The sequence below is a fragment of the Paracoccus sp. J55 genome, assembly GCF_000513975.1.
Classification (GTDB): Bacteria; Pseudomonadota; Alphaproteobacteria; order Rhodobacterales; family Rhodobacteraceae; genus Paracoccus.
The window spans coordinates 1-18,917 of record NZ_AZVA01000047.1 but is presented as its reverse complement, the minus strand read 5'-3'; the positions used below and the strand labels follow the sequence as shown (position 1 = coordinate 18,917).

At 67.7% G+C, this 18,917-nt stretch carries 19 protein-coding genes; 16 read left to right on the top strand and 3 right to left on the bottom strand.

What is annotated here, in order from left to right; translation table 11 throughout:
- The 5 genes from PARJ55_RS0119750 to PARJ55_RS22695 form a co-directional block, all read left to right on the top strand.
- Positions 1-222: glycine cleavage T C-terminal barrel domain-containing protein (locus PARJ55_RS0119750; protein WP_028714565.1), on the top strand; the 222-nt coding region annotated here is incomplete at its 5' end.
- Positions 223-291: 69 nt separating this feature from the next.
- The gene (locus tag PARJ55_RS0119745) at positions 292-900 is read left to right on the top strand and encodes a dimethylamine monooxygenase subunit DmmA family protein (RefSeq protein ID WP_028714564.1); all 609 of its coding nucleotides are present in this window, start codon (positions 292-294) and stop codon (positions 898-900) included.
- Complete coding sequence (locus PARJ55_RS0119740) at positions 897-1,844, top strand: PDR/VanB family oxidoreductase (protein ID WP_028714563.1); 948 nt, start codon at positions 897-899, stop codon at positions 1,842-1,844. The genes PARJ55_RS0119745 and PARJ55_RS0119740 overlap by 4 nt, the downstream gene beginning before the upstream one ends.
- A gap of 10 nt (positions 1,845-1,854) precedes the next feature.
- On the top strand, positions 1,855-2,901 hold the full coding sequence (locus tag PARJ55_RS0119735) for a DUF3445 domain-containing protein (RefSeq protein ID WP_028714562.1): 1,047 nt from the start codon (positions 1,855-1,857) through the stop codon (positions 2,899-2,901).
- A 210-nt stretch (positions 2,902-3,111) separates the two neighbouring features.
- A complete protein-coding gene (locus PARJ55_RS22695; RefSeq protein WP_036699031.1) occupies positions 3,112-4,479 on the top strand; it encodes an ammonium transporter in 1,368 nt (455 codons plus the stop codon).
- A gap of 100 nt (positions 4,480-4,579) precedes the next feature.
- Here the strand turns inward: PARJ55_RS22695 and PARJ55_RS0119725 are convergent, their stop codons facing one another.
- Together PARJ55_RS0119725 and PARJ55_RS0119720 are read right to left on the bottom strand one after the other, a co-directional pair.
- On the bottom strand, positions 4,580-4,936 hold the full coding sequence (locus PARJ55_RS0119725; RefSeq protein WP_028714561.1) for a cupin domain-containing protein: 357 nt from the start codon (positions 4,934-4,936) through the stop codon (positions 4,580-4,582).
- Between the two features lie 47 nt (positions 4,937-4,983).
- Positions 4,984-5,388: a group II truncated hemoglobin gene (locus PARJ55_RS0119720; protein WP_028714560.1), complete on the bottom strand. Its 405-nt coding sequence runs from the start codon at positions 5,386-5,388 to the stop codon at positions 4,984-4,986.
- Positions 5,389-5,626: 238 nt separating this feature from the next.
- Between PARJ55_RS0119720 and PARJ55_RS0119715 the strand changes: the two genes are divergently transcribed.
- From PARJ55_RS0119715 to glnT, 5 genes are all read left to right on the top strand, one after another.
- On the top strand, positions 5,627-6,274 hold the full coding sequence (locus PARJ55_RS0119715) for a helix-turn-helix domain-containing protein (RefSeq protein WP_028714559.1): 648 nt from the start codon (positions 5,627-5,629) through the stop codon (positions 6,272-6,274).
- Positions 6,275-6,427: 153 nt separating this feature from the next.
- Positions 6,428-7,315: a glutamine amidotransferase family protein gene (locus PARJ55_RS0119710; RefSeq protein ID WP_028714558.1), complete on the top strand. Its 888-nt coding sequence runs from the start codon at positions 6,428-6,430 to the stop codon at positions 7,313-7,315.
- 70 nt (positions 7,316-7,385) lie between these two features.
- Positions 7,386-8,042, top strand: a complete 657-nt coding sequence (locus tag PARJ55_RS0119705) for a protein glxC (protein ID WP_028714557.1) — start codon at positions 7,386-7,388, stop codon at positions 8,040-8,042.
- A gap of 10 nt (positions 8,043-8,052) precedes the next feature.
- Positions 8,053-9,378: an FMN-binding glutamate synthase family protein gene (locus tag PARJ55_RS0119700; RefSeq protein WP_028714556.1), complete on the top strand. Its 1,326-nt coding sequence runs from the start codon at positions 8,053-8,055 to the stop codon at positions 9,376-9,378.
- Positions 9,379-9,450: 72 nt separating this feature from the next.
- A complete protein-coding gene (gene glnT / locus PARJ55_RS0119695) occupies positions 9,451-10,854 on the top strand; it encodes a type III glutamate--ammonia ligase (RefSeq protein ID WP_256380451.1) in 1,404 nt (467 codons plus the stop codon).
- Positions 10,855-10,893: 39 nt separating this feature from the next.
- Here glnT and PARJ55_RS0119690 read toward each other — a convergent pair whose 3' ends face one another.
- Positions 10,894-11,877: a GlxA family transcriptional regulator gene (locus PARJ55_RS0119690; RefSeq protein WP_028714554.1), complete on the bottom strand. Its 984-nt coding sequence runs from the start codon at positions 11,875-11,877 to the stop codon at positions 10,894-10,896.
- A 126-nt stretch (positions 11,878-12,003) separates the two neighbouring features.
- On the opposite strand from PARJ55_RS0119690, the gene PARJ55_RS0119685 reads away from it, so the two are divergent.
- The 6 genes from PARJ55_RS0119685 to purU all read left to right on the top strand — a co-directional run bounded on the left by PARJ55_RS0119685 (position 12,004) and on the right by purU (position 18,917).
- On the top strand, positions 12,004-13,254 hold the full coding sequence (locus tag PARJ55_RS0119685; protein ID WP_028714553.1) for a sarcosine oxidase subunit beta family protein: 1,251 nt from the start codon (positions 12,004-12,006) through the stop codon (positions 13,252-13,254).
- A 7-nt stretch (positions 13,255-13,261) separates the two neighbouring features.
- Positions 13,262-13,546, top strand: a complete 285-nt coding sequence (locus tag PARJ55_RS0119680; RefSeq protein WP_028714552.1) for a sarcosine oxidase subunit delta — start codon at positions 13,262-13,264, stop codon at positions 13,544-13,546.
- Positions 13,543-16,473: a sarcosine oxidase subunit alpha family protein gene (locus PARJ55_RS0119675; protein WP_028714551.1), complete on the top strand. Its 2,931-nt coding sequence runs from the start codon at positions 13,543-13,545 to the stop codon at positions 16,471-16,473. Before PARJ55_RS0119680 ends, PARJ55_RS0119675 begins: the two co-directional genes overlap by 4 nt.
- Complete coding sequence (locus tag PARJ55_RS0119670; protein WP_028714550.1) at positions 16,466-17,032, top strand: sarcosine oxidase subunit gamma; 567 nt, start codon at positions 16,466-16,468, stop codon at positions 17,030-17,032. The genes PARJ55_RS0119675 and PARJ55_RS0119670 overlap by 8 nt, the downstream gene beginning before the upstream one ends.
- Before the next feature lie 2 nt (positions 17,033-17,034).
- A complete protein-coding gene (gene folD / locus PARJ55_RS0119665; protein WP_028714549.1) occupies positions 17,035-17,937 on the top strand; it encodes a bifunctional methylenetetrahydrofolate dehydrogenase/methenyltetrahydrofolate cyclohydrolase FolD in 903 nt (300 codons plus the stop codon).
- A gap of 95 nt (positions 17,938-18,032) precedes the next feature.
- Positions 18,033-18,917, top strand: a complete 885-nt coding sequence (purU, locus tag PARJ55_RS0119660; protein WP_028713925.1) for a formyltetrahydrofolate deformylase — start codon at positions 18,033-18,035, stop codon at positions 18,915-18,917.

The following is an 18,917-nucleotide window of genomic DNA, read 5'->3' as shown; positions in this document are numbered from 1 at the left end:
GGCGCTCCGATCATCCGGGACGGCAAGGAGGTGGGCGTGGTGACCATCGGGTTTTACAGCCCTTTGAACGGGCACAATATCGGCATTGCGCGGATGCCGGTGGATTGCGCGGTTCCGGGCACGCCGCTGACGATCCGCAACCCGGGCGGCGAGATCGCCGCCACGGCGCAGCCGATGCCCTTCCACGACCCCGAGAAGAAGCGCCGCACCGCCAAGGGCTGAACCGACCCCGGGGCGCGCGGGCGGCGCCAGGACCGCCCCGCCCCCTCCGCGACAGGGAGAACGCCGCCAATGCGAGCCACGGAATTTTCATCTTCCATCCCCAGCCGCCCGGTCTATGGCGGGCTGCGCCCGCACGGGGCGCTGGCCTCGCTGATGCTGGCCGAGGGCGCGGGCGGCGAGGCGCTGGCCGCGCTGGCCCGGGCCGACCCCTCGGTCATGCGCCGGGCGCAGCTGTTCTGGATCCCCGCCGGCGCCGGTCCCGAACTGGGGTCGCGGCTGCGGGCGCTGGGGCCGGCCGGCTATGTCGAGGGGCCGAGCTGGGCGGCGCTGCGGCCGCGCTTCGCCCGGGCCCTGGCCGAGGCGCATATGGGCACCCGGCTCTATCTTGCCGGCGGCGAGGGGCTGATCGGCCAGGCCACGGCCGAGGCGCTGGCCGCCGGAATGCCGCTGGAGGCGATCGATGCCGAGCATCGCGGCGGCTTCGCCCGGCGGGTGCAATGCGTGCATTGCAAGGGCATCACCGAGAACGTCGCCACCGACCCGTTCGCCTGTTCGCATTGCGGGCTGAACCTGTTCGTGCGCGACCATTACTCGCGCCGCATCGGCGCCTTCCAGGGGGTCTGCGTCGATGCCGAGACCCCGGGCCAGGTGCCCGAGCCGCAGGAGATCAAGCCATGACGTCCCTGATGCTGCGCGTGGCGGCGGCCGAGCCGCTGACGCTGCTGGTCAAGCGCTTCCGCTTCGAACACCCGCAGGGCGCGGCCCTGCCGCTGTTTTCCGGCGGCGCGCATGTGGTGGTCGAGATGCCGGATGGCGAGGTGCTGCGCCGCAACGCCTATTCGCTGATCTCGGACCCGCAGGACGGCTCGGGCTACGAGATCGCGGTGCGGCGCGAGGATGGCGGGCGCGGCGGCTCGCGCTTCATGCATGGCCGGGTGCGGGCGGGCGACCTGCTGCGCGTCTCGCTGCCGCTGAACCTTTTCGCGCTGGACCTGCGGGCCCGCAAGCACGTGCTGATCGCCGGCGGCATCGGCATCACCCCTTTCGTCGCCCAGGTCCGCCAGCTTCTGCGCATGCAGCTGCCCTTCGAGCTGCATTACGCCGCCCGCTCGCGCGCCGAGGCGGCCGGGCTGAAGCTGCTGCCGGATGTGCCGCATATCCATGCCCATATCTCGGAGGAGGGCAACCGCATGGATCTGGGCGCGATCCTGTCGGGCCAGCCGCTTGGCACGCATGTCTATACCTGCGGCCCCGAGGGGCTGATCGGTGCGGTGGCGGAAGCGGGCGCCCGGCTGGGCTGGCCGCAGACCGCGCTGCATTCCGAGGTCTTCCAGGCGCCGCCGCCCGGCCGGCCCTTCGCGGTGGTGCTGGCGCGTTCGGGGCGGACCATCGCGGTCGGCGCGCATCAGAGCCTGCTCGAGGCGCTGGAGGCGGCCGGGGCCGAGATCGACTGGTCCTGCCGCGGCGGCGCCTGCGGGCGCTGCGAGACGCGGGTGCTGTCCTGCCACGGCCGCATCGAGCATCACGACCACTGGCTGTCCGAGGACGAGCGCTCCTCGCAGAGCCGCATCATGCCCTGCGTCTCGCGCTTCCGCGGCGAGACGCTGATCATCGACCGATAGGAGCCCGGCCATGACCATCCGGTTCAACGACGAGACCTTCCGCGACGATTACAGCTTCCGCAACTCGGCCGAAGCCATCCGGCGCTTTCCGTTCCCGTTCGACAAGGACGACTACATGTATTCCGTCAACATGGAGCCGCACGGGACGGGGGGCCGCGCCGGCAGCGTCTTCGAGAAGCGCTTCGACGTGGACGAGCATTACGTGGCCGAGATGCGCGACCGGGCGATCACCCTGGCCGGGGACCCGCTGCGCTGCCAGTCGCTGCCGCATATGGCGCTGGCGGGCTGGGACCTGCTGGAGCTGATCATGCAGTGCAAGGCCGAGGATTACCCCGAGCTGTTCCAGCTGCATCGCGACGGCGACCGCTGGCACTGGATCAACCGGCCGCTGGGGATCGAGCAGCGCTTCACCTTCCTCGACCCGACGACGCTGCCCTGCGGGCCGCTGGAATACGTCACCCGCCAGGCGCAGGGCGATTTCGCGCTGCTGGACCAGCGCGAGGGCAACCTGTGGATGGATGCCGGCATGGTGACCAGCCAGGCGGACTGGTCGCTGGATTTCGACATCGGCATGAACTTCTTCGAATGGCATGCGCCGGTGCCGAAGGCGGCCGAGCTGGGCATCTTCCAGCGGGCGCTGAAATTCCTGCTGGCGGTGCAGCAGGGCGCGCCGTCGCGGCGGCTGAACTGGACGATGACGGTCAATCCGCGGCTGGACACCAGCCCCGAGAACTATCACCTCTGGGGCCCCGAGAAGCGCACCATCACCCCCGAGAACGTGGGGGCCAGGCAATATCTGCGGGTGGAGCTGCAGAGCTTCTGGCGGCTGCCGCGCTCGAACGCGCTGGCCTTTCCGATCCGCTGCTACCTGATCGCGCTCGAGGATCTGGTGACGGTGCCGAAATGGGCGCGCCGGCTGCACCGGGTGATCCGCGACCTGCCCGACGAGCTGGCCGACTACAAGGGCTTCGCCGTCAACCGCCAGATCATCATCGACTATCTCGCGAAGTTCGACGACGGGAAGCCGACCTCGCCCGGAATCTTCGCCGACGAGTAGGGCCGGGACAACCCGACCGGGCAACAGCCGCCCCCGATGCGGGGCGGCGGCGTCAACCGGTCTTCCTTTGAGAAATTTGATCGAAGCAAGGGATTTCAATCCGCCGACCGACAGGAAATTGCCGCCTGTCACCACGCGCGACCAGCGCCGCAAGGCGTTTTCCGGGGCCGGAACGATCCCGGAGCAGTGACAAAAACAGGGAGAACGACAATGGAACCAACGACAACCATCCTTTACCCGGATCAGGTGACGCTCAGTTCGCTGGTGCAGAACCTGATCTATGGCTCGGGCACGGCGGGGGCGATCCTCGTCGTGGTCGGGCTGCTGATGATCGACGCGGGCACCACCCGCAACGGCAGCCTGTTCAATTCCACGATCGAGAAGACCATCGGCTTTTTCCTGGGCTTCGCCGCCTATTTCGTCATCGGCTTCGGCTTCTGGGCCGGGCAATATTACGTCATGGAGGGCGCGAGTCTGGCGGATTCGCTCAAGGACTGGTGGCTGGGCGGCGCCATGGCCAACGGCGTGGCCCAGCATGTCGATCCGGCGGTGTTTCCCGGGCTGAACACCTTCCAGATCTTCGTGTTCTTCCTGGCCTGCTTTGCCGGCATCATCAACGTGCTGCTGCATTTCGCCGTCTCCGAGCGGATGAAGCCCCTGGCCTATTACATCACCTCGGTGGTGGCGGCGGTGGTGTCCTCGGCGCTGAGCTTCGCGGTCTGGGGCTCGGTCGGACCGCTGACCAATGCGGGCTTCCATGACTTCTTCGGCGTCGGCTTCGTCTATCTGTTCCCGGCCGGCATGGCGCTGGTGCTGGTGCCCATGCTGGGCCGGCGGCCGGGCATGTTCGAGCCGCATCCCAAGGTGCATTCCTACGACGCGCCCAGCATCGGCCTGGCGGCGACCGGGCTGATGACGATCTTTTCCGGACTGCCGCTGGTGATCCTGTCCTGCCTGTTCTTCTTCGAGCCGCAGGCGCTGGCGGTCAGCGTCACCATGGCCGATACCAGCGTGGGCATCGTCTTCAACAATTACGGCCTTGCCTGGGCGGGCGGCGCGGTGACCGGGGCGATCATCGGCTACCGGAAGCGTTCCTATGCCTATCTGCTGCTGGGGCCGCTGGCCGGCTATGTCGCGGGTGCGCCGGGCTTCGACGTCTATGCGCCCTGGCAGACCTTCCTGGTGGCGCTGTTCGCGCCGGTGGTCGCCTGGATCGTCTACGAGTTCACGCAGAAGCGCGGCATCGACGAGCACAAGCTGTTCCCGCTGTTCCTGGGCGCCGGGGTCTATGGGCTGGTCATGGTCGGCCTGCTCAAGGCCGGCACGCCGCAGGGCGGCTATTTCGGCATCGATGAGGGGCCCTATGCGTTCCAGCACGGCCAGATCGGCCTGGCCATGCAGATCGTGGGCGTTCTGGCCTGCGTCGGCGCGGGCGTGCTGACCGCCGCGATCCTGACCTTCGTCCTGAAACAGACCGTGGGCTTGCGGGTGGACGAGGACGATCAGGCGACCGGGCTGGACCTGGTCTACTGGGACATGAAGCCCAATCCGGCATCCCTGCCGGACCGGCCCGTCTGAGCCGGCACAAAAATCAGGCCCCGGCCTTGCGCCGGGGCCTGTTCCGATTTCACGGGTCCGGGCAGCGAACGGCGGGGCGACGGGCAGGGCCGCACCGCTTTCACCGCACCCGGATGGCGAAGGCCTTGCGCACCGTCTCCTCGGTCTTCCAGATGCCGTCGAACCCGGCCTCGATCACGAAAGTGTCGCCGGCGGCGAAGCTGCGCGGCTCCTGGCCGTTGTCGGTCAGCGTCACCTTGCCCTCGAACAGATGGATGAACTCGTCCACGTCGTAGCGCACGCGATAGCTGCCCGGCGTGGCCTCCCAATAGCCGGTCAGGAACTTGCCGTCCTCGGATTGGTGCTCGATCCAGGTCTTCATACTGGGCGAGCCCTCGACCGGGTGCCACCAGTCCAGATCCTCGGTGATCGGCTGGACCGAAGGGGATTTGTAGGGGCCGAACTTCTTGATCGCCATGAGCCTCTCCTGTGTTGGGAATGTCTGGTGCGGACCGGCGCGGCGCGTCAGTCCATGTTGCGGCTGCTTTCGGCGGCCGTGGTGAAATGGCGCATCAGCACCGCCGCCAGTTCGCCGTCGATTCCGCGCCTGTCGATGGCCTTGGCCATGCAGCGCAGCCACAGGTCGCGCATCTGCGGGCCGATGGGCACATGGGCGTGGATCTCTTTCAGCCGCGCGTGGCGGTGCTTCATCACGTAATATTGCGGCCCGCCGAAGAAGCCGCTGAGATAGTTGAACTGCTCCTCGCGCGAATGGGCGACGCCGGCGCCCTGCAGGTGCAGAAGATGCAGCTCCCTCGCGTCCTTGTCCTGCTCGACGATGTCGTAGAATTCCTTGACCAGGGCGCGGATGCCCTCGTCCCCTCCCAGCTGCTGGTAGATCGACTGCTTTCGCTGTGCAGCAAAATACATGGCATGCCTCCCCGAAAACCGACCCTAGAGTAACAGGAAACAAATTATTCTCTCAAGAAAAATATCCCTGCTTCGCACGGGCCGCACCCCTTCGCGAAACGTGCCGCCGATCAGGGGCTGTGGGATCATGCGCGGCTTAACCGCATGGAGCTTCTGACCCATGCCGGCTATCTGTTAGGCTTTACTGTGGAAATTCTCCGACTAGCTTTGACAGAGAAAAAACAAAGGAAGATGTGCAATGGTAAGCCAAACGGCAAAGATAGATGGCTCGCTGACGCAGGATCCCCATGCGATTCGCGAAACCCGCGAGAAGAATCTTGAGGTTGCCATTGGCCGGCAGGTGCGGGAATTGCGCAAGCGGCAGCGGATGACCGGCTCGAAGCTGGCCAGCCAGGCGGGGCTGTCCGTCGGGATGCTCTCCAAGATCGAGAACGGCGTCATCTCGCCCTCGCTGACGACCTTGCAGACCTTGGCCAATGCCCTGCATGTGCCGTTGATCCAGCTTTTCTCGGGCTATGAAGAGCCGCGCGGGGCGATGCATGTGAAGGCGGGCACCGCCGTCGAGGTCGAGCGCGCCGGCACCCGCGCCGGGCACCAGTATCACCTGCTGGGGCATATCGGCTCGAACAACAGCGGCGTGGTGGTCGAGCCCTACATGATCGTGCTCAGCACCCAAAGCGACCATTTCCCCACCTTCCAGCATGAAGGGATCGAGCTGCTCTACATGCTCGAGGGAAGAATCGGCTATCGCCACGGCGAACAGATCTATGATCTCGAACCCGGCGACAGCCTGATCTTCGACGCCGATGCGCCGCATGGACCGGAGCATCTGCGCGAATTGCCGGCCCGGTATCTGTCCATCATCTGCTATCCCCAGGCCAAGTAACCGACTGCCTGCGCTGGGGTTTCCTTCGATCGTTCCCGGCCGGCCCTCTCGCAAGAATTTTCTGTCAGGTAAAAAAAATATCTTGCTAGGCAATCAATTTTGCTCTTAGCTGATCCGTGACGGCTTCAACGCCAAGCTGAACGGAGGTTGCTAATGTGTGGCATCGTTGGCCTGTTCCTGAAAAAAGATGATCTGCGGCCCCAGCTCGGGGACCTGCTGACCGACATGCTGATTTCCATGACGGATCGCGGGCCTGACAGCGCGGGGATCGCGATCTACGGGAACGACGCGCAAGGTCTCAAGATGACGATCCAGTCCGATACGCCCGACGAGACTTTCGCGGGCCTCGAGGACAGTCTGAAGGCGCTGCTGGGCGCGCCGGTGCAGGTGCGGGTGGTCGACACCCATGCGGTGCTGACGCTGCCCGAAGGCTCCGAGCCCGAGGTCCGGGCCTATATGGCCGAAAAGCGCATCCGCATCATGGGTGCCGGGCAGTCGATGGAGATCTTCAAGGAGGTCGGGCTGCCCAAGGACGTGGCCGCGCGCTTCGGCATCCGGCAGATGGCCGGCAGCCACGGCATCGGCCACACCCGCATGGCGACGGAAAGCGCCGTGACCACGCTGGGCGCGCATCCGTTCTCGACCGACGGCGACCAGTGCCTGGTGCATAATGGCTCGCTCTCGAACCACAACCGGGTGCGGCGCGAACTGGCCCGCAAGGGCTTCGTCCCGCAGACCCAGAACGACACCGAGGTCGCCGCCTGCTACATCTCGTCCCGGCTGGCCGAAGGCGCCAATCTGGGCGAGGCGCTGGAGGGCACGCTGGACGATCTGGACGGCTTCTTCACCTTCGTGGTCGGCACCAGGAACGGCTTCGGCGTGGTGCGCGATCCCATCGCCTGCAAGCCCGCGGTGATGGCCGAGACCGACAGCTATGTCGCCTTCGGCTCGGAATACCGGGCCTTCGCGAACCTGCCGGGCATCGAGGATGCCCGCATCTGGGAACCGGAACCCGCCACCGTGTATTTCTGGGAGCGCTGACATGACCACCATTGCCAATACGCAGATCCGCGAAGACCTTGACATCGGCGTGCAGCCCCGGACCATCGACATGGCCTGGACCGAGCTGCGCGATCTCAACAGCACGCTTCAGGCGCAGACCGGCGGCGAATGGGTGATCGAGAACCCGCGCGGCGCGCATGCGCTGGCAGTCGGGTTGCAGGCGCCGCTGGAGGTGACGATCAAGGGCTCCACCGGCTATTACTGCGCCGGCATGAACAAGGAGGCGCGGGTGCATGTGACCGGCTCGGTCGGGCCGGGGGTCGCCGAGAACATGATCTCGGGCAGCGTCACCGTCGAGGGCGATGCCAGCCAATATGCCGGCGCCACCGGCCATGGCGGGCTTCTGGTCATCAAGGGCAATGCCAGCTCGCGCTGCGGCATCTCGATGAAGGGCATCGACATCGTGGTGCATGGCAATATCGGCCACATGTCGGCCTTCATGGCGCAATCGGGCAATCTGGTGGTGCTGGGCGATGCGGGCGACGCGCTTGGCGACAGCCTTTACGAGGCGCGGCTGTTCGTGCGCGGCAAGGTCAAGTCGCTGGGGGCCGACTGCATCGAGAAGGAGATGCGCCCCGAGCATCTGGAAATCCTGGCCGACCTGCTGAAGCGCGCCGGGGCGGATGCCGACCCGTCCGAATTCCGCCGCTACGGCTCGGCCCGCAAGCTCTACAATTTCCACGTCGATCACGCCGGCGATTACTGAGGATCATACGATGGACCAAACCCCTCGCACCCTGCCGCGCCAGAGCTGGACCTTCTCGAACGAGATCAATTCCGAGATCCGCCGCGCCGCCGCCACCGGCATCTATGACATTCGCGGCGGCGGGGCCAAGCGCCGCGTGCCGCATTTCGACGACCTGCTGTTTCTGGGTGCCTCGATCAGCCGCTATCCGCTGGAGGGCTATCGCGAGAAATGCGACACCTCGGTCGTGCTGGGCACGCGCTTCGCCAAGAAGCCGATCGAGCTGAAGATCCCGATCACCATCGCGGGGATGTCCTTCGGCGCGCTTTCGGCCCATGCGAAAGAGGCGCTGGGTCGCGGCGCGACCATGGCGGGCACCTCGACCACCACCGGCGACGGCGGCATGACCAACGAGGAACGCGGCCATTCCGAAAAGCTGGTCTATCAGTATCTGCCCTCGCGCTATGGCATGAACCCGGACGACCTGCGCCGCGCCGACGCGATCGAGGTCGTGGTCGGGCAGGGCGCCAAGCCCGGCGGCGGCGGCATGCTGCTGGGCCAGAAGATCACCGAGCGGGTTGCGAAGATGCGCAACCTGCCGATGGGCATCGACCAGCGTTCCGCCTGCCGCCATCCCGACTGGACCGGCCCCGACGATCTGGAGATCAAGATCCTGGAGCTGCGCGAGATCACCGGCTGGGAAAAGCCGATCTACATCAAGATCGGCGGCGCGCGGCCCTATTACGACACCGCACTGGCGGTGAAGGCGGGCGCCGACGTGGTGGTGCTGGACGGCATGCAGGGCGGCACCGCCGCGACGCAGGACGTCTTCATCGAGCATGTCGGCCAGCCGACGCTGGCCTGCATCCGCCCGGCCGTGAAGGCGCTGCAGGACCTGGGCATGCATCGCAAGGTGCAGCTGATCGTCTCGGGCGGCATCCGCACCGGCGCGGACGTGGCCAAGGCGCTGGCGCTGGGGGCCGACGCGGTCGCCATCGGCACGGCGGCGCTGGTCGCGCTTGGCGACAACGATCCGCGCTGGGAAGAGGAATACCAGAAGCTCGGCACCACCGCCGGCGCCTATGACGACTGGCACGAGGGCCGCGACCCGGCCGGCATCACCACCCAGGACGCCGAGCTGATGACCCGGCTGAACCCGGTCGAGGCCGGCCGCCGCCTGCGCAACTATCTGGCGGTGATGACGCTGGAATGCCAGACCATCGCCCGCGCCTGCGGCAAGAGCCACGTCCACAACCTTGAACCCGAGGATCTTTGCGCCCTGACCGTGGAATCCGCCGCCATGGCGGGCGTCCCGCTGGCCGGCACGAGCTGGATCCCGGGACAGGCCGGTTACTGACGACAGACAGCCACGGGGCGGGACAAAGTATCCCGCCCCGGGTCGGACATCCTTCAACAGGGAGAATATCGAATGACCGATATGGCCACCTTCGCCCGCGAGGCCGACATGGTCCAGAAACGGGAAAAGCCCCGGCACGGCGCCTCTGGCCCGCAGCAGAAGGCTGCCGAGCCGCTCGACCTGGCCGCCTATGCCCGCGACCGGGGCATCAAGCATTTCATGGTCTCCTTCACCGACCTGTTCGGCAGCCAGCGCGCCAAGCTGGTCCCGGCCGAGGGCATCGCCGAAATGCAGGCCGGCGGCGCGGGTTTTGCCGGTTTCGCGACCTGGCTGGACCTGACGCCGGCCCATCCCGATATGCTGGGCCTGCCCGACGCCTCATCCGTGATCCAGCTGCCCTGGAAGAAGGAGGTGGCCTGGGTCGCCTCGAACTGCGTGATGAGCGGCGGGGTCGATCTGGAGCAGGCGCCGCGCAACGTGCTGACCCGGCTGTGCCGCGAAGCCGCCGACATGGGCCTGACCGTCAAGACCGGGGTCGAGCCGGAATTCTTCCTGATGACGCCCGACGGGCTGGCCATCGGCGACCCGGCCGACACCGCCATGAAGCCCTGCTACGACCAGCAGGCGATGTTCCGCCGCCTGGACGTGATCGCCGAGATCTCGGACTACATGCTGGAACTGGGCTGGGAACCCTATCAGAGCGACCACGAGGACGCCAACGGCCAGTGGGAAATGAACTGGAAATACGACAATGCGCTGGCGACCGCCGACAAGCATTCGTTCTTCAAGTTCATGGCCAAGGCCATCGCCGAAAAGCACGGGCTGCGCGCCACCTTCATGCCCAAGCCGATCATGGGCCTGACCGGAAACGGCTGCCACCTGCATATCTCGGTCTGGAATGCCGACGGCACCAACGCCTTCGCCGACGACAATGACGAGCTGGGCCTGTCCCAGCAGGGCTATCACTTCGTCGGCGGCATCATGAAACATGCCTCGGCGCTGGCGCTGCTGAGCTGCCCGACGGTGAACAGCTACAAGCGGATCAATGCGCCGCGCACCACCTCGGGCGCGACCTGGGCGCCGAACAGCGTCACCTGGACCGGCAACAACCGCACCCATATGGTGCGCGTGCCCGGCCCCGGCCGGTTCGAGTTCCGCCTGCCCGACGGCGCCGCCAACCCCTATCTGGTGCAGGCGGCGATCATGGCGGCCGGATTGTCGGGGCTGCGCTCGAAGGCCGATCCCGGCCCGCGGTCCGACATCGACATGTATGCCGAGGGGCACACCATCACCGATGCGCCGAAGCTGCCGCTGAACCTGCTGGACGCGATCCGCGCCTTCGATGAGGACGAGGGGCTGAAGGCGGCCATGGGCGCGGAATTCTCGGCCGCCTATATCAAGCTCAAGAGCCGGGAATGGAACACCTATTGCGCACATCTGTCGCAATGGGAGCGGGACAACACCCTGGACATCTGAGCGGCGGTTTCCTCCCGGCACCGCGAAACCCCGATGGCGTCAGCCACCGGGGTTTTCTGTTGCCCCCGCCCGCACGGGCCGGCGCGCCGAGGGGCTGATGCCGAATTGCGCGCGGAAGCTGCGGCTGAAATGGCTGCGGCTGGCAAAGCCGGTCGCCAGCGCGATCTCGGCCAGCGGCAGCCCGGACTGGCTCAGCAGCTCCCGGGCCTTGTCCAGCCGCAGCCGGCGATAGAACTGCATCACGCTTTCGCCCAGCTGCGCCTGCGCCAGCCGCTCCAGATGCCGGGGCGTCATGTCGCAAAGCTGGCCCAGATCCTCCAGCCCCAGCGGATCGGCGATATGGCTGGTCATCAGCTCGACCATGGCGACCAGCGCCGGGTGGTGCAGGTCGTATTTGCGCGCCGGGTCCAGCTGCTGCGGTGCCTCGGCCTCGCGGATGCCGGTATGGATGAACCAGTCGCTGACCGCCCGCGCCAGCCCCGCCCCATGCGCCGAGGCGATCAGCGCATGCATCATGTCCAAGGGCGCCATGCCCCCGGCGCAGGTGAAGCGGTCGCGGTCGATGACGAACAGCCGCCTTTCAATCAGCGCCTCGGGCCAGGTCTCGCGCATGGCGTCGAGATGCTGCCAGTGGATGGTGAAGCGCCGCGCCGCCATCACCCCGGCCGCTGCGAGGATCGCTGCCCCGCCCGAGATGCCGCCAAGCGCCACCCCGCGCCGCGCCAGCCGACGCACGAAGGCCAGCACCCGCGGATCGCGCTGCGCCAGCGGATCGCCCCCCGCCACCACGAAGAGGATGTCCAGAGTCTCGTCGGCGTCGGCCAGCGCGATGGTCTCGAACCCGCCCGCGACCGAGCTGGGCATGAAGCCCCCCTCGGTCGAGACGAATTGCAATTCGTAAAGCGGCCGGCCGCTCAGCAGGTTCGCCGCGCGCAGCGGCTCGACCGCCGAGGCGGTGGACATCAGCGCGTAATCCGGCAGCAGCAGGAAGCCGTAGCGGCGGGGGCGGGAATCGGGACGCATGGCAGACCTTGGGCTTTCGCCGCCAGCCTGCCATCCATGTCCAGAACAGGCAAGGCAATGTCCCTTTCGGGCGCATCGGCCGGGTCAGGCTGTGCGAGATTCGAATCGACGAAGGAGATTATCGCCATGCATTTCTCGGGCTTGCGGGTCATCAGAGAGGCGCTGACCGGTCACAAGGGATGGAAGCCGCTATGGCGCAATCCCGAACCGCAGCCGGCCTATGACTACATCATCGTCGGCGGCGGCGGGCATGGGCTGGCGACGGCCTATTACCTCGCCAAGACCTTCGGCCGGGCGCGCATCGCCGTGCTGGAGAAAAGCTGGCTGGGCTCGGGCAATATCGGGCGCAACACCACGATCATCCGCTCGAACTACCTGCTGCCGGGCAATGAGCCTTTCTACGAATTCTCGATGAAGCTCTGGGAGGGGCTGGAGCAGGAATTCAACTTCAACGCCATGGTCAGCCAGCGCGGCATTCTGAACCTGTGCCATACCGATGCGCAGCGCGATGCCTTCCGCCGGCGCGGCAATGCCATGCTGCTGGCCGGCGCCGATGCCGAACTGCTGGACCGCGAGCAGGTCCGGGCCATGGCGCCCTTCCTGAACTTCGACAATGCCCGCTTCCCGATCAAGGGCGGGCTGCTGCAGCGCCGGGCCGGGACCGCGCGCCATGACGGGGTGGCCTGGGGCTATGCCCGCGGCGCCGACATGCGGGGCGTGGACCTGATCCAGAACTGCGAGGTCACCGGCTTCCGCATCGACGGCGGCCGCATCAGCGGGGTCGAGACGACGCGCGGCTATATCGCCGCCGGCAAGGTCGGCGTGGCGGTTGCGGGCTCGTCCAGCCGGGTCATGGCCATGGCGGGAATGCGGCTGCCGATCGAAAGCCACGTGCTGCAGGCCTTCGTCTCCGAGGGGCTGAAGCCCACCATCCCGGGGGTCATCACCTTCGGCGCCGGGCATTTCTATGTCAGCCAGTCCGACAAGGGCGGCCTGGTCTTCGGCGGCGACATCGACGGCTACAATTCCTATGCGCAGCGCGGCAACCTGCCGGTGATCGAGGACGTGGCCGAGGGCGGCATGGCGCTGATGCCGATGATCGGCCGGGCGCGGCTCTTGCGGGTCTGGGGCGGCATCATGGACATGTCCATGGACGGCAGCCCGATCATCGACCGCACGCCCGTCGAGGGGCTCTATCTGAATGCCGGCTGGTGCTATGGCGGCTTCAAGGCGACGCCCGCCAGCGGCTATGCCTTCGCCCATCTGCTGGCCACCGGCCGCCCGCACGAAACCGCAAGCGCCTATCGCCTGGACCGTTTCGCGCGCGGCTATGTCATCGACGAAAAGGGCGTGGGCGCCCAACCGAACCTGCATTGAGGCCGCCATGCTGATCCCCCATCCCCTTCTTGGCCTGCGCGACGCACAGGAATTCACCTATTTGGGCGATGCCGCGCTGCTGAACCGCCCCGACGGCATGGCCGAGGGCGCCGAGGCCGCCTTTGCCGAATACGTCTATCTGCGCGACAACCCGGCCGGCGTGCATCGGGAACTGTGGTTCCACGAGCAGGGCGACCGCTCCTGGCTGGTCGTGACCCGCGACACCACGACGCACGAGATCCTGGGCGCCGAGCTGGCGCGCGACGTCAAGCTGAAAGGCGGTGCCGCATGACCCGCCTGACCGGAGGGCTGATCGACCGCGCCCGCAGCCTGCGCTTCACCTTCGACGGCCGGAGCTATTCCGGCCATCCCGGCGACACGCTGGCCTCGGCGCTGCTGGCCAACGGCGTGCGGCTGATGGGCCGCAGCTTCAAGTATCACCGGCCGCGCGGCGTCTTCTCGGCCGGGTCCGAGGAGCCGAATGCGCTGGTGGAACTGCGCAGCGGCGCCCGCAAGGAGCCGAACACCCGCGCCACCGTGGCCGAGCTTTACGAGGGGCTGGAAGCCGCCAGCCAGAACCATGTCGGGCCCCTGGGTTTCGACCTGCTGGCGGTGAACGACCTGTTCTCGTCCTTCTTCGCGGCGGGCTTCTATTACAAGACCTTCATGTGGCCGCGCGCCTTCTGGGAAAAGCTCTACGAGCCGGCGATCCGCCGCGCGGCGGGCCTGGGCAGCCTGTCGATGCAGCCCGATCCCGATGCCTATGACAAGGGCTTCCTGCATTGCGACCTGCTGGTCATCGGCGGCGGCGCGGCGGGCCTTGCGGCGGCGCTGACCGCCGGCCGGGCCGGGGCGCGGGTCATCCTGGCCGACGAGGATTTCCGCTTGGGCGGCCGGCTGCTGGCGGAATCCCACGCGCTGGACGACGCCCCGGCGACCGAATGGGTGGCGCGGGCCGAGGCCGAGCTGGCGGCGCTGCCCAATATCCGCATCCTACGCCGCACCACGGTGTTCGGGGCCTTCGACCACGGCGTCTATGGCGCGGTCGAGCGGGTCGCCGATCACCTGCCGGAACCCGGGCGGCAGGTGCGCCAGACGCTCTGGCGGATCACCGCCCGCCGCGCCGTGCTGGCCGCCGGCGCCATCGAGCGGCATATCCCGTTCCGGAACAACGACCGCCCCGGCATCATGCTGGCCGGCGCCATGCGCGCCTATGCCAACCGCTGGGCGGTCAGCCCGGCGAAGCGCGTGGCGATCTTTACCAACAACGACGACGGCCACCGCACCGCGCTGGATCTGGCCGCCAAGGGGGTCGAGGTCGCGGCAGTGATCGACAGCCGCCCGGACGCGCGGGCGCAGGGCAATTACCGGCTGGTCCATGGCATGGTCAGCGATGCCAGGGGCCGTCTGGGGCTGCGCGGGGTCCAGATCGACAGCGACGGCCGCAGGGAATGGCTGGATTGCGGCGCGCTCGGCGTCGCGGGCGGCTGGAACCCGAACGTGCATCTGGCCTCGCATCACCGCGGCCGCCCGGTCTGGGACGAGGCGCTGCAAGCCTTCGTTCCCGGCGAGGGCGGGCCGCGCGGCCTGATCGCCGCCGGCGCCGCCAAGGGGCAAGGCAGCACCGCCGCCGCCTTGCGCTCGGGTGCCGAAGCGGCGGCCGAGGCGCTGGCCCAGCTCGGCATCGAGGCCCGGCCCGCCGCGCTGCCGGCGGCCGAGGATGCGCCGGCCGGTCTGCGCCCGCTCTGGCATGTGCCGGGCAAGGGCCGCGCCTGGGTCGATTTCCAGAACGACGTGACCGTCAAGGACATCAAGCTGGCGCATCAGGAAAACATGCGCCCGGTCGAGCACCTGAAACGCTGGACCACGCTGGGCATGGCCACCGACCAGGGCAAGACCGCGAACGTCACCGCCCTGGCGGTCATGTCGGAGCTGACCGGCAAGCCGATCCCGGAAACCGGCACGACGATCTTTCGCCCGCCCTATAGCGGCGTGTCGCTCTCGGTGCTGGGCGGCGGCGACACGGGGCCGCATTTCCGGCCGCGCCGCCTGACGCCCACGCATGAATGGGCGCGCGCGCAGGGTGCCGTCTTCGTCGAGGTCGGCCCCTGGATGCGGGCGCAATATTTCCCCCGTCCGGGCGAGACGCATTGGCGCCAGACCGTGGACCGCGAGGTGCTGGCCACCCGCAAGGGCGTCGGCATCTGCGACGTGACCACGCTGGGCAAGGTGGACGTGCAGGGGGCGGATGCCGGCGAATTCCTCGACCGGATCTATGCCAATGCCATGAAAAGCCTGCGGGTCGGCATGGTCCGCTATGGCCTGATGCTGCGCGAGGACGGCACGGCCTGGGACGACGGCACCTGCGCGCGGCTGGCCGAGGATCATTACGTCGTCACTACCACCACCGCCCAGGCGGGGCCGGTCTACCGGCAGATGGAATTCGCCCGGCAATGCCTCTGGCCCGAGCTGGACGTGCAGCTGATCTCGACCACCGACGCCTGGGCGCAGATCGCCGTGGCCGGTCCCAATGCCCGCCGGCTGCTGGAGCGGATCGTGGACGGGTTCGACCTGTCGAACGAAGCCTTTCCCTTCATGGCCTGCGCCGGGTTGACGGTCTGCGGCGGGCTTCGGGCGCGGCTCTTCCGCATCAGCTTCTCGGGCGAGCTGGCCTATGAGATCGCGGTGCCCGCCCGCTACGGGCAGGCGCTGGTCGAGCGGCTGATGGAGCAGGGCGCCGATCTGGGCGCGACCCCCTACGGCACCGAGGCGCTTGGCGTGATGCGCATCGAAAAGGGCCATGCCGCCGGCAACGAGCTGAACGGCCAGACCACGGCGCAGATGCTGGGGCTGGGCCGCATGGTCAGCAGCAAGAAGGACGGCATCGGCGCGGTGATGTCCCGGCGCGAGGGGCTGGCGGCCGAGACCCGGGTGCTGGTCGGGCTGCAACCCGTCGATCCGGCGCAGACGGTCCTTGCCGGCATGCATCTTTTCGCCGAAAGCGCGCCGCACCGGACCGAGACCGACCAGGGCTGGATCACCTCGGCCTGCCATTCGCCGCATGTCGGGTCGAGCATCGGGCTGGGCTTTCTGGCCCATGGCGGCGCCCGCATGGGCGAGACGGTGATCGCCGCCAACCCGCTGCAAGGCCAGAAGGTGGCCCTGCGCGTCGTCTCGCCGCATTTCGTCGACCCGGAAGGAGGGCGCCTGCGTGACTGATCTGGTTCCGATTACCGCTTTGGGTGCCCGCGCCCCCGCCCGGCACGCCTTCGGTGCCCTGACCATCGCCGAGAATGCCGGCCTGGCGCTGGCCTCGCTGGCGCTGCGCCGGGATGCCGCGCAGCCCGCGCCGCTGGGCCTGGCGCTGCCGGGGCCGGGCGCCTGGCAGGCGGGGCAGGGTGTCGCCGCCTTCTGGACCGGCCCCGGCCAATGGATGATCGAGGCCGAGGAGCGTGCCGCCGAGGATTTCGCCGCCGCGCTGGCGGCCGAGGCGCCGGGCTGCTCGGTCACCGAACAGACCGACGGCTGGACCGCGTTCGAGATCGCCTCGGATCGCGGCGGTGCCCCGATCCGGGCGCTGCTGGAAAAGCTGGTGAACATCGACGCCGCGGCCTTCGGGCCGGGCTCGGCCACGCGCACCGGCCTGCATCACATGAGCGTCTTCCTGATCCGCCGGGCCGAGGATCGGCTGGCGGTGATCGGCATGCGGTCCCTGGCCGGCGCGCTCTGGCATGCGCTCGGGGAAACCGCCGGGCGCCTGAAGGGAGAAAGGACATGAACATGGCTGCAAGGAATGGCGGCGCGATCATCGACGGCAAGGCTTTTGCGGCCGGGGTTCGGGCGCGGGTTGCCGGGCATGTGGGGCGGCTGCAGGCCGCGCACGGGGTGGTGCCGGGCCTGGCGGTGGTGCTGGTGGGCGAGGATCCGGCCAGCCAGGTCTATGTCAGGAACAAGGGCATCCAGACCCGCGAGGCCGGCATGGCGAGCTTCGAGCACAAGCTGCCGGCCGAGACCGCGCAGGCGGAACTGCTGGCGCTGATCGAAGGGCTGAATGCCGATCCGGCGGTGCATGGCATCCTGGTGCAGCTGCCGCTGCCCGCGCATATGGACGCCGATGCGGTGATCAACGCCATCGATCCCGCGAAGGACGTGGACGGGTTCCACATCTCGAATGTCGGGCTGCTGGGGACCGGGCAGAAGAGCATGGTGCCCTGCACGCCCCTGGGCTGCCTGATGCTGCTCCGCGACCGGCTGGGCGATCTTTCCGGGCTGAACGCGGTGGTGGTGGGGCGCTCGAACATCGTCGGCAAGCCGATGGCGCAGCTGCTGCTGGGCGACAGTTGCACGGTGACCATCGCGCATTCGCGCACGAAGGACCTGGCCGGCCTGTGCCGGACGGCCGACATCCTGGTCGCGGCGGTGGGCCGGCCGCGGATGATCCGCGGCGACTGGATCAGGCCGGGGGCGACGGTGATCGACGTGGGCATCAACCGCATCGCGGAGGAGGGCCGCTCGCGCCTGGTCGGCGACGTGGATTTCGAGGCCGCCGCGCAGGTCGCCGGCGCCATCACCCCGGTGCCGGGGGGCGTCGGGCCGATGACCATCGCCTGCCTGCTGGCGAATACGCTGACCGCCTGCTGCCGGGCCAATGGCTGGCCCGAGCCCGAGGGCCTGACCGCCTGAGCGCGCCGCCGGACCGGGGCGCTGCCCCGGACCCCGGGATATTTGCACAAGAAAGAAATCAGGGCCTTTGCCCTTGCAAGACAGTGGAGAAACCGATGAACAAGTTCTGCCTGACCGTTGCCTGCGAATCCACGCGCGGCATCGTGGCCGCCATCTCGGGCTTTCTGGCCGAGAATGGCTGCAACATCACCGATTCCAGCCAGTTCGACGACCCGCAGACCGGCAAGTTCTTCATGCGCGTCAGCTTCGTCTCCGAGGAGGGCGTGGGGCTGGAGGAATTGCGCGCCGGGCTGGCCGAGCCGGCCAAGCCCTTCGGCATGGACTACGCCATCCATGACGAGGCCGAGAAGATGAAGGTGGTGATCATGGTCAGCCGCTTCGGGCATTGCCTGAACGACCTTCTCTATCGCTGGCGCATCGGGGCCTTGCCGATCGACATCGTGGCGGTGATCAGCAATCACATGGACTATCAGAAGGTGGTGGTGAACCACGACATTCCCTTCCACTGCATCAAGGTCACCAAGGAGAACAAGCCGCAGGCCGAGGCGCAGCTGATGGCGGTGGTCGAGGATTCGGGTGCCGAGCTGGTGGTGCTGGCGCGCTACATGCAGGTGCTCTCGGACGCCCTGTGCAAGAAGATGTCGGGGCGGATCATCAACATCCATCATTCCTTCCTGCCGAGCTTCAAGGGCGCCAACCCCTACAAGCAGGCCTTCGAGCGCGGGGTGAAGCTGATCGGCGCGACCAGCCATTACGTGACCGCGGATCTGGACGAGGGCCCGATCATCGAGCAGGACATCATCCGGGTGACGCATGCGCAATCGCCCGAGGATTATGTCAGTCTCGGCCGCGACGTGGAAAGCCAGGTCCTGGCCCGCGCCATCCACGCCCATATCCACCGCCGGGTGTTCCTCAACGGCAACAAGACCGTCGTCTTCCCGGCGTCTCCGGGAAGCTATTCCAGCGAGAGAATGGGCTGA